This window comes from Kitasatospora sp. NPDC056184 (assembly GCF_042268405.1).
Classification (GTDB): Bacteria; Actinomycetota; Actinomycetes; order Streptomycetales; family Streptomycetaceae; genus Kitasatospora.
Genome location: NZ_JBHJUI010000009.1, coordinates 144,803 through 157,992 on the forward strand (window position 1 = coordinate 144,803; position 13,190 = coordinate 157,992).

Sequence of the window (13,190 nt, forward strand, 5' to 3'; positions counted from 1 at the left end):
TCACACTCCACTCGTCTTCATCTGCCAAACGACCTCCCGGCCGATATCCACCGCATTCGCGTCCGTGCGGGCATTGACCGTCACGTTGTACGAGCTGCTGGCGGAGCCCTCCTGTCGAGCGCGGGGCAGACGGAAGTCACGCGAGCTGATGCCGGTGGAGAATCCGGCGGTGATGGCCCCGCCAAGGTCCTCGGCGGCCCCTGCAAGACCCCCGGAGCGGTAGCTGACGGCCACGGGGGCGGCGAAGTCCGCGAAGTCCGCAAGCCCCGCCAGCTCGGGCGGACTGTCCAGGCCGCTGGTGTCGAATTCCGCACTGAAAGGCATCGAGAAGGAACTGAAGGGATTGATGGCGTCGAGAGCGCTGCTGGCCAAGGATTTCGCCTTGCTGGCCAGACTTCCCGCCATCGAGCCAAGTCCCTCGATCAGCTTCTTCACCATATTCGCGCCGGCCTCGAAGAGCTGGCCGCCGGCGTCCGCCAAAGCCTTGACGATCTGCGGCACCGATTTTGCGAAGGCCGATGCGATCTGGGGCAGATTCTGAACCACAGAATTCACGATCTGAGGGATCGCATCAACGAAAGCGCGAACAATCTGCGGGAGGTTCTGAGTCACCGCGGTGACGATCAGGGGAATCGCTTTTGCGAAAGCCGCTACGATTTGCGGCAGGGCGACAAGCACGGCTGTCACGATTTTCGGAATTGCATCCGCAAAAGTCTGGATCACCGAAGGCAGGGCGCGAAGCAAAGCGTCTACGATTTTCGGGATCGCATCGGCGAAAGCCGTCACGATTCCGGGTATCGCATTTACGATCGCTTCTACGATTTTCGGAAAAGCTTCCGCGAAAGCGGACACCAAAGCCGGTAGCGCAGCAGTCAAGGAATTGACCAAAGGCGGGATAATTCCCACCACCGCGGCTATGATTACCGGCAGCGATTGAGCCACCGCATCTACGATTTTGACCAGGCCGTCAGCGAAAGCCTGAACCAAACTCGGCAGCGCCATTCCCAAAGATCGGACGATCTGAGGGATCATGTCCGCAAAAGCCTTGATCACGACCGGCAAAGCCGAAGTGATCGAGGAGATCAGCATCGGAAAGACGCTGAGTACCGTTTGTACGACTCCGGGTAGGAGTTCGAGCAAACGCGTTATGATCTGCGGTACGACGGTACCGAAGATATTTGCGATAGCCGGTAGCGCGACGGTCAGCGCAGAGGCTATTGCCGGTATCGCCATCGTGAAAGCGGTGGCGATTTCCGGTATGGCGGAAGTTAGTGACTGAACGAGTTCCGTCACCATTCCCGGCAGCTTTACCGCTACGGTATTTATTACCGCCGGGAGATTACGCAGAAAAGATGTAATCTGATTGACCATTCCGTCAATCGCGGGGCCTACGTCCTGGCCCGACGCCACGAAGGCGAACATTCCGACCGACGCGCCGAGAAGGCCCGTCTTCAGCATTCCGAGGGCGCCGCCGCCGAGCTTCTTCAGCCCGTTGCCCATCGTGATGGCGCCCCGGCCCGCGAGGTCCATCCCGCGCACGAGCCCGCGAAGGCCGGCGTCGAGCCCGCGACCGAGCGCGCCCCGGAGGGCGTCCAGGCCGCTGACGGCATGCTCCCGCAGGCTCAGGCCGAGCAGCCGCGCAGAGGTGATCGGATGCCGCAGGACATCGGCCGCACGCGTCGCTGCGGACGCCAGGCCGGAGCCCAGCGAGGACGCGACCGCCCCGAGGGTGGCCGGCAGGCTGCGGAACCGGATGTCGAGCTGGAGGGCCGCAGAGCGGAGCCGATCGAAAGCCCGGGTCGCCCCGTCCCCGATAGCGTTGTATGTCAACCTTAGGCGCGTAGAAAGGGCGCTGAAGCCCTCCTGGAGGGAGGTGATCGGATGGCGGACGGCATCCATGGCCCGCCCGATGAAGGGGAAGCGCTCCGACAGTGCGGAGGCCGCATCGCGTACCGACTGGATCGGATGAAGCAGCCGATCGAAGGCATTGGAAAGGCTGTAGGTCCCGGTGGCTACACGGGCCATCACCCCGTTCCAGCGCTCCAGTTGGGAAGCGGTCGGCTGGATGGAGGAGCCGAAGGCGGACACCCGGCCGGCGGCCTCGCCGACCCGGGCGCCGAACGATCCCAGCGAGCGGAAGACCTTGCCCAGGATCAGCGCCAGGGGGCCCATGACGACGGCGGCCAGGGCGAGCTTCGCAATGAACGCCTGAGTGACGGGACTGAGGTTCCCGAACCAGGTGGCGAGCTTCACGAAGCCGTCGATCATCGGCTGAAGGAACCGATCGACAACCCCTGAGTCCCGGATGTTCTCAAGCGCCTTGTTGATCGCCTGGAAGGCGTGGACCAGCTTGTCATTGTTGGCGATGAACGGCCCGGCGAATATCTCCCTCATGTTGTTGCCCAGATTCTTCATCTGGCCGTTGAGGGTCTTCGCGTTGGCCGTCGCCTTCCCCGCGAACTCCGGGTTCTCGTTGAGGTACTTGTAGACCTCCGGAAGGGTGTCCTTGGCGAACAACTTGCCGGTCTGCGTGAGCTTCTGAAGCTCGGCCACGGACTTGCCCGTCGCCTTTGCGAAGAGGTCCCAGCCGTTCACGCCGTTCTCGGCGAGCTGAAGCATCTCCTCGGCCTGGACCTTGCCCTTCTGCTGCATCTGCACGAAGGCCCGGGTCACGCCGTTGAGCTGTTCCGTATTCAGCTTGTACTTGCCGGTCATGTTGGCAAGGCCGGACATCGCGTATTCGACCTGCTTGACATCACCGCCGAAGCTCGTCATGAGGGATCGAGCCGTCATGATGGTGCTTCGGTTGTCCTGCCCCCACGCAATCGCGTTCTTCTGGAGACGGCCGACAAACGCGTCGGCATCCTGCACGGAGAGCCCGAACTGTTGGAACATCATGCTGGTCTGACCGACCAGCACGGCGAAGTCCCAGCCCTGCTTCACGGCGTTCTTGAACGCCATTTCGAGGGGGAGGAGAGCCGCAGTCGCCTTGAGGCCGAAGGCGGTTGCAGAGTCCGCGGCCTTGTTCATGGCCCGCTGGAAGCCGGACTGCATCATCGCCTCGGCCCGCGCCATGACACGGCGAACGGCGGCGTCCGTCGCCTGCATGAAAACCTGCTCGTTGCCGATCCGGATCTCAACGAAACCCGTGGCGAGCTTGTAACCCACTAATAAGCCCCTTCGGCTCCTAGCTTGCTGATGATCGCCCGTAGACCGGACTGCTTCGTACGGGCCTGCACGCCAGGCCGGGGAATGGGCTCGGGCATCTCCACGGGGTTGTTCTTCATCCCGTGGGCCTGAAGGAGGAAGCCGGTCAGGTAGTTGCCGACCCGAACCGTGTCGGCGATACCGGCGAGGAGCTGCATTTCGGCCGACCAGTTGAGTCCGTGTCGGCCCTCGACCGCGCGGAGTGTGTTCGACTCCGGCGGGAGCCGCTTAAGCAGCTCGCGGAAGCGCCCCCAGGAGAGGGAGGCCGTACCGAGGTTGCGGATGTCCAGGCCGTAGATGGCGAGGAAATCGGCGTCGATGTCGGCCTCGTACTCCCGGAGGTCTTCAACGAGCCCTCTTATTCCCCCAGGGTCGCGCCCTGCTCGGCCGCGTAGGCGTCCAGGATCAGCGGGAGGTCCAGGGATCGGCCGCCGGCCGCGATGAACGGCTCGTACTGGCCGCCCAGCAGGGCCTTGCCCATGGCGACGACATCGGCGTCCTTGCCCGCCAGGAGCACGGCGTCAGGCCAGCGCTCGGGGGTCGGGATGTGGAAGGTCTCGGCGCCGAGCGTGAACGGGATGTCGGCGGCGACGGCGCCGGCCTGGCGGGCGCGCAGCTCATCGAGGGAGTAGGCCATGGTGATCTCCTGAGATCGAAAACGGGGGGAGAGGGGGCCTAACTCAGTAACTAAGTTACTGAGTTAGGGGAATGCCGGGCGGCTTACGGGAAGGCGACGATGACGGCCTGGCGGGCGTCGTCCAGGCCGGCCTTCGTGGCGGTGACCAGGACGCGCGCCACCTGGCCCTTGACCAGGCCGGAGGCGATCTTGTCGGGGCCCGCCGTGGCGGTGACGGACTTCGCGCCCACGGTGATGGTCGCGCCGGGGGTGGCGCTGACACTGATCGTGCCGTCCGTGCTGATCTGGTCGTCCGCCCACAGGGAGACCGCGTTGCGGGACTGCATCGCCTCGTCGTTGGTGACGAGCTTGAGCAGTGCGCCGGAGGCGCCGGCCGCACCACCGAGGGCGCTGAAGGTCATGCCCCAGGTGATCGCCTCGCCGGAGGTGAACTTCGGGCTCTCGACCTCGGAGACCTGGGCGAGGGGCATCACGATGCGGAACACGCGCTCGGTCGAACTGCCCTTGAGGTTGCCGTCCTTGAACTCGAAGACGACGACCATGCTCGGGCGGGCCACGGCGGCCTGGACGTTGAAGACGCCACCCTGGATGTCCTGCGGGCGCAGGCCGTAGAACAGGGACACGGCGTCGCGGCTGGTCTGGAGGGCGGCGAGCTTGACGGTTGCCTCGCGGCTCTTGACCAGCGTCCGAACGTTGCCGGACTGCCAGGAAGCGGTGGACTCGGTCTCGTCGGAGAAGTCCGACTCCAGTGCGTCTTCGGAGAGCACACCGAGGCTCTTGAACCGGGGGTCGGCGCCCAGGTCGAACGTCACGTCCTCGACGGCTGTCTTCACCGTGGCGAAAGACAGTTCGCTGTAGAAGACATTGCCGGTGATCGCAACGCGAACGGCGTCCGGATTGAAGGTGTAGTCAGGCATGTGGTCTTTCTGGGGATGCGAAAGCCCCCGGCCGGCATGCGGTCGCGGGGGCTGAATTGCTTACGATCAGGCGGACTTGGGGCGGCAGTACACGGCGACAGTGGAGATCCAGCGGTGTTCGCCGCTGGCCTTGTCGGGGAAGTACTGCGGGGCGCTCTCCACGAAGACCCGAGCCAGAACGATGCCGTCGAACGAGACATAGTTCTTGTGGTTGGCGACGTGGAGCCATCCGATGACCTCCTGGATGGCGTCTTGAGCGAGAGCCCGATCGGTTGACCATGCCTCGATGGAGAACCGGGCGTAGTCGATCGCCCGTTGCTTGTAGTTCCCGCCGTACCGGCGCACCACGATGTGAGGGGTCTTCGACTCCGACTCGGGGAAGTCGGTGGAATAGGTGTAAGGCGTCGGAACGTGGGCCTTGAGGAACTGAATCGTGGCGGCCTCGGCGTCGCCGAAGATGACCGGCTTCACTCCTCGACCACCGATCCCAAGGCCCGGGACATCGTGTGATGGGCCTTGCTCGGGCCCTTTCGCCAACCGCCTTTGCGGGTGCCCCACTCGATGTGGGCTGCGGCCGGATCGTCGTTGCCGACGTACACGATCGCGGTGTTCTCGCGGGTCTTCCCGCCTGAGATGTGGAACCGGCTGGCGTAGTCGCCGGAGTCGCGTGGCGCGGTGGCCTGAGCGCGGGCAAGGACCTGGCGGGCCTTGACCATCAGCACGGCGTACGCCTCGGGGCCCTGGGCGAGACGCTGAAACTCGGAGCGGTTGACCTCAACTCGGGCCATCGGTGTCCCACCCTTCAACGGCTCGGAGGCGGACGGTCAGGTGATGCGGCCGGCCGAGCAGGCGCCGGGGCTGGACCGAGAGGACTTCGAAGCGCCGGCCGCCGCAGAGCAGCCGGTCATGGTGGGTGATCACCGCCGAAGGCGGGAGCAGCAGCGTGAACACGTCCACGGCGGCGTCCCGGTACTTCTCCTCTTCCCGGCTTGCCGTCATGAACAGCCGGCCGACGTACGGCCGGCGGATCGGCCGGTCCCACACCGGGACCTTGTTGCCGTACCGGTCGGCGGACCACGACGGTTCCAAGACCACGACAGAATCGGTGAGTTGGTGCCGGGAGATCACTGGTAGTACCGCCGATCGGCGGCTACCCGGCCGCCCCAGAACGCGCGGTCCTCGTCCGTGATGCCCGACCCGATCCGGTGCGAACGCAGAGGGGATCGGCGGGTGGCCTTGTCGAGCATGGTCTTCTCCGCGTCGGTCAGCGTCATGCCGGCCACGCTCGCGGCGGAGCGGCGCATCGACGTGTCGCCGACCGTTTCCGAGGTGATCCCGAGCGGGTTCATGTAGACCCGCAGGGCCATCGACAGGCAGACCAGTCGGACCGCTCGCGGCGGATTCGGAAGTACATCCCGACCGAGGTAGCTCAGGATGACGGTGGTCGCGTCTTCGAGGAGCGCCCGAACCCGTACCTCGTCCGCCTCCGTTACCGGGACGGTGGTACGGGCCAGGAACTCATCCCGAGAGGCAAGCGTGTCCAACTGGCCTCCCTGGTCGATTACTTGGCGACCGGGGCGACGACCTTGATGCTGGTCTGGAGCCCGCGGATCTGCTTGGCCAGGGTCGCCGGGTCGATGTCCTCGACGGCCGCCAGGCCGTTCTTCGAGTTGCCGGCCGCGTCGAAGAGCTTGTCCAGCTCCTTGACGGGGATGTCCTTCACCTCACCGCAACCGATGTAGGTGTTGATCAGGCTCCGGTCGGTGGTGGTCTCGATGTCGTAGTCCTGGATGTACCGCAGGGACACGCCGTTGGCGGACAGCGAGGAGGCGAAGGAAGCGCCCTGCGGGCTGACCGGCGCCATCGAAACGAGCTGGAGCGCCGACGACACGAAGGCGTAGATGTCGTTCTCGCCGACCGCGTTCGAGCTGACGATGGTGAAGGAGTAGAGCTTGCCGATCACGGCCTCGCGGAGCGCGGTCGTGGTGCCGGACTCGTCCATCTTGGTCAGGTGCGGGTCGTTGAGAAGCAGGCGCTCGACCTCGGAGCCGACGACGAGATAGCGGCCGTTGGAGCTGACGTTCTCGTCGTTGAACTGCTTGCGGAGCCTGGTGATGAGGTTGCGGATGCCCTTGCCGGCCTCGAAGTCGTCGGCGGCGGTGATGGTGGTGACACCGCTCGCGCCGACCGGCGAGAAGGACGCCTTCATCTTCGCGGCGACGTAGTTCTCCCATGCCTCCGCGATGGCGCGCACCTGCGGGGCGATGACCTGCTCGGCCTTGGACTGGAGATCCATGGTGGCGAAGTCGTCCGGCAGGGCGACGGTGGTGTACAGGTTGTCGTCCAGCGTGACGGGGATCGACCACTCGTTGAGCTGGTTGACGAAGGTGTACACCTGCTTGGAGCGGAACTTGTTGCTCTTGGCCTTGAGCACGGTCGGGCGCTTGATGTTGATGGTGTCCTTCACCGCACCCTTGAACTCGCCCTCGCCGCGCTTGTCGAACAGCGCCGGGAGGATCAGGGCTCGCTGAAGCAGGGCCAGGCCGGTCGCGGCGAGCTTGCCGTTCTGGACGATGACGCCGTTGTTCTTGCCGACCGTGTTGGTAGGGGTGTTAGCCACGAAGAGGTGCGCTTTCTGGTGGAACGACGAAGGCCCCCGGAAAGCCGGGGGCCCGAAGTCGGGTTAGATCAGAGGGAGATGGAGGCGGCGAGCGCTGCCGGGTCGAAGTCGTCGCCCTGGTCGTCCGGCGCCTGGCCGGCACTCTTCAGGGCCTCGACCGGCTGACCCTTCAGGGCCTCGCCCTTGGCGGCCGTGGCGAGCTTGGAGAGCTTGGCGGCGGCGGCCCGCATCGCGGCCTCGTCGCCGACCAGGAACTCCGCCAGGTCGTCAGTCAGGCCGGCCTCGCGGACGATGGCCGCGCGGGTCACCTGGTGGCGCAGCGCGGCGGCCTCGGCCTTCGACGCCTCAAGCGCCTCGGTGAGCCGCTGGGCCTCGGACTTGCCGGCCTCTTCCAGCTCCTTCGCACGGGCGACGAGCGGTTCGGCCTCCCGCAGCTTCTCGCGGTAGCCGGCCGCCTCCGTGCGGGCCTTGCGAAGCTGGTCCTGAGCCCACTGGGGCAGGGACTCGACGCCGGCCTTCGCGTCCGCCTCCGGGGCGGTCTGGGCGGTCTCGGCGACGGGGGTGTTCTCGGACATGGGGATGCCTCCGGGGCAGGTAGATGGAGGAGTGGGCACCGGGCCTACTCACCGCGCTGGGCGTACAGCTCGCGGCGGAGCTGGTTGAGCCGGTCGTTCTCCGGCTTGGCGTCCGCGTGGCCACCGCCACGGCCCTTCGAGTCGGCGTACACGTCCTCGGCCCACTCGGTGACCGAAGAGGTCTTGTCGCCCTCGAAGACGGGCCTCGGGTAGCAGTGGCAGTGCGGATGGGCCCTGAAGCCGGCCGTCAGCTTGGAGCGGTAGACCGCGCCGCGCGAGGCCAGCATCAGGCAGAAGGCGCAGGCCCTCGGCGAGGCGATCCGGGCGACTCCGCGCGCCGCACTGTCGCGCCTGGCGTTGTCGATGATCTGGTCCCGGCCGCCGTTCAGGATGAACTCGGCGGCGACGCCGGCCGAGACGACGAAGGCGTTGGCGAGGGCCCGTTCCAGGCTCCAGCCCTTCGCCAGGGCCTGCTTGATGGCGAGCGGCCCGCGCAGGGCCAGGGCCTTGACGAAGTGCTCCTCATCGAGCGGGGAGAGCGGGCCGGCCGTCCACAGGCCCGGCACCTCGGCGGCCTCCCGCATGCCGGCGTAGTACCGGTTCCCGATCGCGGACATCTCGGATCGGTAGGTCTTGACGAACGAGAGCATCGCCGAGTGGTAGCCGGGGAAGGCGGCCGTCAGGTCGTCCGGGCTGAGGAGCTGCCACAGGGTCACGAACTCGCGGACGGCTGCCGACCGGATCGCGGTCTGCTGAGCCGCGTACCCGGCCGACAGGGTGTCGGCCACGGTCGTCAACGGTGGTAGTCCTTCCGGTCAGAAGGCGTCCCGTACCCGGCCTTGGCGGTGCTGGCCTTGCCCGGCACGTTGGTGCCGGCCTTGGCGTTGTCCTGGCCCTTCTGGGAGGGCACCGCGGCCTGGCCGGCAGTGGCGGCCTGGTCCTGGAGCATGCCGAGCATGTTGCCCAGCGAATCGGCTTCCTTCGCCAGTTCCTTCCAGGCCGCCACGTCCGAGGAGGTCACCCCGGGGACGCGCTCCCAGAGGGCTTCCGGCGGGACCTGAAGCATCTGCGTGAGCTTGCCCAGGGCATCGACCGTGGACGCGAGGCTCCGGGCCTCCGTGTCCCGCCAGACGATCCGGTTGTCGAACAGGTCGTCCAGCTCGCCCTTGCCGTCATCGGCGACGGCCGCCAGGCGCATCGTCTGGGCCCACGCCTCACCGAAGATCGTGCGCTTCTCCTGGACCTTGCGCTGAAGGCCGGCCTCCGAGGCGGCCAGGGCCTCAGCTGAGAGCTGCACGATGTCGCCGAGCAGGTAGACCGGCGGCACCTGGCTGACGCTGGACATCTTCTTCACGGTGGCCTCGATCGCGGCCAGCACCTTCGTCACGTCGCTTTCGGAGAACTCGCCGAACTTCGTGCTCGGGTCCTCCGTGGACCACAGGCGATTCACAGCCGCGTCCGGCGCGGCGCTGACGGTGATCCCGGTGTCCGGATCGGTGAAGTCCTCGGGCAGCTCGATGCCCGCAATCCACTTCTGCTTCCACGACGCGAAGTGCACGATCATCGACTCGGACAGCGTGTAGGAGTTGATCCGGTCCTGCGTGACGATCAGCGGCTCGACCTCGCCCCGCACGGGGACGTTCGGGGAAGTGGTGAGGCGGTTCCGCATCCGCACGACGGGGCAGACGCCAAGGCCGTGCTTCTCGATCCCCTTCAGCTCGAACGAGTCGAGATTCGTGAAGGTGTGGATGTAGTCGCCGACGTACGTGTACACGTTCTCGTCATCGAGCAGCTTGACCCGGGAACGCTTCTTGCCGGTGCTGTAGTCGATGCTGTGTTGCATCGCCCACTGCGGCCATTCGTCGTGGATCGGGTCGTTGTAGAGCGCCGCCATCGACAGCGGGGAGACAGGCTTGATGACCGGTGCCTTGTCGCCGGGAAGCACGGTGATGTACGAGTACCCGTACGACAGGGCATCCCGATGGGCGGAGTGCTGCCAGGCGTCCAGGGAGTTCCGGCGCCAGTACTCCCAGCACTTGTCATCGTCGGGGGAGTCCGGCTTGCGGTACCCCTCCACGTAGAGCTGCTGGGCGACGGCATCCACGATCAGCGGCAGAAAGTTCATGCACGACTGGTCAAGGATGGCCTTATACTCCCGGCTCGCACCCTTCGGCATGTAAGGCGGGTCCTGGTCGCCATTCAGGTACGACTCGATGTAGGAGAGACGAACGAAGTCGTCATTGAAGCGATTCAGCGAGGCTTCGAGAACCTGCTTCAGGTCGTTCTTCTTCTTGTCCCCGAGGGCGGGAGCCAATGAATCCCCTTCCAGGGTCAAGAGGTCAGTCTGAGCTTCGCGCTACGGCGCTTCCACTTCTCCAGAACGCCGCGCTCAAGCGCGACACGTCGGGCCCGGCGGGCGATCACGAGCGCGGTCGCGGCATCGACCTTGTGCTTCGAGCCCTTCGACTCCTTGTCGAACCGGACTCCGTACTCATTCACCCGGCGGCGGGCATTCTTCAGATGCCGGACCAGGGCCGGGTGCCGGCCGATGGTGATGTCACCGAGCTGGAAGGCCGCTAGCGTCATTTCGCACTCTTCGGTGAAGCCCTTCGTGGACTTCCGCATGTCGAAGGAGAGCGCGCCCTGCGGGGAGCCCTTCACGAACAGCTTTTCCCGGTGCTGGTCGGCCCACCGATCGACGTAGGACTCCCAGTAGGCGAGGTCACAGAACATCGCGGCCACGCGGTAGCGGCGGAAGAGGTCATGCACCGCGGAATCGACTTCGTGACGGGGAACCTCCCAGTCATCGAAGCCCGGGGCGTCGGGCTTCTCCCAGACGCCGGCCACCTCGCAATGACCCGTCTCCACGTCGGACAGAATGATCGCCGTAGCGTCGTCCGAGCGTGATCCGTCGAACCCGATGGCCACGATGCGGCCTTCTTCGATCGTCAGGTCACGGATAGCCGCCTCGACCTCCTGATGAGTCAGCCAGGAGTCGCCGGCCGCGACGATCTGATTGAGGAAGAAGCGGCGGGACAGCTCAGCGGAGATCGTTCCGTCATAGATTTCGGCAACGATGGTGTCGATGTCGAGCCATACCGAGTCGCCTCGGCAGTCGATCAGTGCCGCGCGAAGCGCGGCCTCGTCCCCGAGGTCCGGAACCGGGTCGCTGGACTCGATCGAGTCCCAGAGGATGCCGGTCGTGCGGGACCGGCCTTCCATCATCGCCTTGAAGCTCTCGTACTCCCGCTCAAGGACGGAATCCTCACCCGGAAGGAAAGCATTGGTGGTGATGATGAGGCGCGAGGCGCCGTTCTTCGACTTGGCCAGGTTTCGCTTGATGACTTCCATCAGGCGATGTCCGCCCGTGGAGGAAGTCCACAGGTGAGGCTCGTCGCAGATGACGAACGTCGGCCGCGCGCCTTCGAGGGTCTTCGACTCGGAGGTGACGGGAGCGATTTGGCGCTCATTGTTCGGCCCGGCGTAGATGCGAGTCAGGCCCGCATCGACGGGAATGCCGTCGATCTCGGTCCGGTCGCGGATCATCCCCCGGAGCGACTTGAAGACGTTCGCAGTCTGGTCCAGGGAGACCGCTGCAAGCTGCACCCACGCGGCTTCGTTGCGCTGGACCGTCCAGGTCCGAAACGTGCGGTTGTAGACCGGCCGGCAGGGGCCGAGAGCTTCGGAAAGCGCCATGGCGCCGGAGAACGGGCCCTTGCCGGAGCCCTTGAGTCGCTGATAGATGGAGCGGCGGTAGATCCACCGGTGCGAGCGGTTCGGATCGGTCGCGTAGAAGTGCAAGAGATGGCGCTTCTGCTCCGTGGTGTAGCGCCAGGGGAGCGGATTGCCGTCCTCGTCGTTCTCGTCCGGGTGGTACAGGTGCTCTTCCGCCCAGCGGATCAGCGCGAGGCCGACCATCATCGAATGGCCCTGATCGAGCGGGCTCACGGCCGGCAGATTGCCGACCTGGAGCACGGCCATCAGAAGACCCCCGCGACGATCGCGGCGTCATCGGCCGGGCCCGCCTTCGCGGGCTCGACCTTGGCGGCCTGGACCTTCACGCCGGCACTCACGCGCTCCTTGTGGGTCATCAGGAGCGTGCCTTCGAGCTGCCGGATCTCGGAGGCGTACTTCAGGCGGGTCGAGTGGTCGCCGGCATCGAGGCTGTTGAGCGCTTCGCGGAGCTGGAGCACGTCCCGAACGCGCTGCCAGTCGGACGGCTGGTAGACCTCGGCCTGGGCGGAGGTGACGACGGAGACCAGCCACTCACGGGACTTGTGCTTGAGGCGGGACAGGTCCCCGAAGTCCGGGGCAGCCACCGCGGCCGACTCGATCGCCAGCTCAGCCTCGTCGGCGAGCGAGACGTTTCGTCGGCGACGCTCAGCCTTCGGCAGCGGACCAGGCACAGGGGACCTCCGGGGTCTCGACGGACGAGCCTCCGGGGGCTCTGAGGGGCAGCGGCCCAGTTACTTAGTTACTCGGTTAGCGCTGGCCGCATCGGCGGCCAGGACCAGGCCGGCGGGGACCGTCGGCAGCTGCACCGGGGAACCCTTTGGGGACTCCGACTCCAAAGGAGGAGACCCTTTGGGAGGGGAGGAGGGCCGCTTCGGGGCGGCCCCTAAGTAAGTAACTAAGTAACTAGGTTGGGCCCCCTTGAAGGGGCCCTTGGAAGGAAGGAGGGGAAGGGCTCGGTCGGTCGGTCGCTTCGCTCCCTCCTTCCCTCACCCAGAGAGAGGGGGCACTGAACCGAATTTCGGCACGCGGGCCAGTGTGACGTGCACCACAGAGGGGATGCCGGCCTCCCGCCCGCGCGTAGGGCGGGAGTTTTCCCAGGTCAGGCAGGTGGCCGGCCGGAACTTCGGAACCCGTACATCGAGGTTTTCGCTAACCGCAGCAGTCCCCGAGAGAGCCCCCGAGGGGGGTATCCCCAGGGTGCCCAGAGTGCCTGATCGGACACGGAATGGAATCAATGCAGATCAGACGCACTTTCGTTTCTCAATGCAGCAGAGCAAGCACAATGAGTAGTTGAATGATGATGACGTGAATCACATTCGAATGCCATTGACAATGATGCACGCATAAGGTTCGAGATGATGCGAGTCGATCACTCAATGTGTTGTGATGATTGCAATGCAATGAGTGATGATGAGTGAATGTATGAGATCCACATCACAACGCACTCAATGCGCGTGAGTGGTCTAGCTGTGCATCCATTGCGTGATGGGCATCACATC

14 protein-coding genes are annotated in these 13,190 nt (G+C 65.5%); all 14 read right to left on the minus strand.

Features of this window, described 5'->3' with window-relative positions; translation table 11 throughout:
- Entirely contained in the window at window positions 1-3,168 is a 3,168-nt protein-coding gene (locus ACFC0B_RS19710; protein ID WP_376087115.1) for a tape measure protein, read from the minus strand.
- Window positions 3,168-3,365, minus strand: a complete 198-nt coding sequence (locus tag ACFC0B_RS19715; protein ID WP_376087117.1) for a hypothetical protein — start codon at window positions 3,363-3,365, stop codon at window positions 3,168-3,170. Before ACFC0B_RS19715 ends, ACFC0B_RS19710 begins: the two co-directional genes overlap by 1 nt.
- Before the next feature lie 200 nt (window positions 3,366-3,565).
- Window positions 3,566-3,844 carry a hypothetical protein gene (locus tag ACFC0B_RS19720; RefSeq protein WP_376087119.1) on the minus strand — a complete coding sequence of 93 codons (279 nt, stop codon included), beginning with the start codon at window positions 3,842-3,844 and terminating at the stop codon, window positions 3,566-3,568.
- An 83-nt stretch (window positions 3,845-3,927) separates the two neighbouring features.
- On the minus strand, window positions 3,928-4,761 hold the full coding sequence (locus tag ACFC0B_RS19725) for a hypothetical protein (protein ID WP_376087121.1): 834 nt from the start codon (window positions 4,759-4,761) through the stop codon (window positions 3,928-3,930).
- A 66-nt stretch (window positions 4,762-4,827) separates the two neighbouring features.
- Window positions 4,828-5,232 (minus strand): hypothetical protein, encoded by a 405-nt coding sequence (locus ACFC0B_RS19730; protein WP_376087123.1) that lies wholly within the window; start codon window positions 5,230-5,232, stop codon window positions 4,828-4,830.
- Window positions 5,229-5,549 carry a hypothetical protein gene (locus ACFC0B_RS19735; protein WP_376087125.1) on the minus strand — a complete coding sequence of 107 codons (321 nt, stop codon included), beginning with the start codon at window positions 5,547-5,549 and terminating at the stop codon, window positions 5,229-5,231. Before ACFC0B_RS19735 ends, ACFC0B_RS19730 begins: the two co-directional genes overlap by 4 nt.
- The gene (locus ACFC0B_RS19740) at window positions 5,536-5,856 is read right to left on the minus strand and encodes a hypothetical protein (protein WP_376087127.1); all 321 of its coding nucleotides are present in this window, start codon (window positions 5,854-5,856) and stop codon (window positions 5,536-5,538) included. The genes ACFC0B_RS19735 and ACFC0B_RS19740 overlap by 14 nt, the downstream gene beginning before the upstream one ends.
- A gap of 29 nt (window positions 5,857-5,885) precedes the next feature.
- Window positions 5,886-6,305, minus strand: coding sequence for a hypothetical protein (locus ACFC0B_RS19745; protein WP_376087129.1), 420 nt, complete (start codon window positions 6,303-6,305; stop codon window positions 5,886-5,888).
- 17 nt (window positions 6,306-6,322) lie between these two features.
- Window positions 6,323-7,381 (minus strand): hypothetical protein, encoded by a 1,059-nt coding sequence (locus ACFC0B_RS19750; protein WP_376087131.1) that lies wholly within the window; start codon window positions 7,379-7,381, stop codon window positions 6,323-6,325.
- A 68-nt stretch (window positions 7,382-7,449) separates the two neighbouring features.
- A complete protein-coding gene (locus ACFC0B_RS19755) occupies window positions 7,450-7,956 on the minus strand; it encodes a hypothetical protein (protein ID WP_376087133.1) in 507 nt (168 codons plus the stop codon).
- A gap of 44 nt (window positions 7,957-8,000) precedes the next feature.
- On the minus strand, window positions 8,001-8,753 hold the full coding sequence (locus ACFC0B_RS19760) for a hypothetical protein (protein WP_376087135.1): 753 nt from the start codon (window positions 8,751-8,753) through the stop codon (window positions 8,001-8,003).
- Window positions 8,750-10,291 carry a phage portal protein gene (locus ACFC0B_RS19765; protein ID WP_376087137.1) on the minus strand — a complete coding sequence of 514 codons (1,542 nt, stop codon included), beginning with the start codon at window positions 10,289-10,291 and terminating at the stop codon, window positions 8,750-8,752. Before ACFC0B_RS19765 ends, ACFC0B_RS19760 begins: the two co-directional genes overlap by 4 nt.
- A complete protein-coding gene (locus ACFC0B_RS19770) occupies window positions 10,288-11,937 on the minus strand; it encodes a terminase (RefSeq protein WP_376087139.1) in 1,650 nt (549 codons plus the stop codon). Before ACFC0B_RS19770 ends, ACFC0B_RS19765 begins: the two co-directional genes overlap by 4 nt.
- Window positions 11,937-12,362, minus strand: coding sequence for a hypothetical protein (locus ACFC0B_RS19775; protein ID WP_376087141.1), 426 nt, complete (start codon window positions 12,360-12,362; stop codon window positions 11,937-11,939). Before ACFC0B_RS19775 ends, ACFC0B_RS19770 begins: the two co-directional genes overlap by 1 nt.
- Window positions 12,363-13,190 lie beyond the last annotated feature (828 nt).

What these genes read in the sequence shown, in the direction of transcription:
- ACFC0B_RS19715 (WP_376087117.1), bottom strand. Translation starts at nt 3,365, where the DNA reads ATGCAGCTCCTCGCCGGTATCGCCGACACGGTTCGGGTCGGCAACTAC.
- ACFC0B_RS19720 (WP_376087119.1), bottom strand. Translation starts at nt 3,844, where the DNA reads ATGGCCTACTCCCTCGATGAGCTGCGCGCCCGCCAGGCCGGCGCCGTC.
- ACFC0B_RS19725 (WP_376087121.1), bottom strand. Translation starts at nt 4,761, where the DNA reads ATGCCTGACTACACCTTCAATCCGGACGCCGTTCGCGTTGCGATCACC.
- ACFC0B_RS19735 (WP_376087125.1), bottom strand. Translation starts at nt 5,549, where the DNA reads ATGGCCCGAGTTGAGGTCAACCGCTCCGAGTTTCAGCGTCTCGCCCAG.
- ACFC0B_RS19755 (WP_376087133.1), bottom strand. Translation starts at nt 7,956, where the DNA reads ATGTCCGAGAACACCCCCGTCGCCGAGACCGCCCAGACCGCCCCGGAG.
- ACFC0B_RS19770 (WP_376087139.1), bottom strand. Translation starts at nt 11,937, where the DNA reads ATGGCCGTGCTCCAGGTCGGCAATCTGCCGGCCGTGAGCCCGCTCGAT.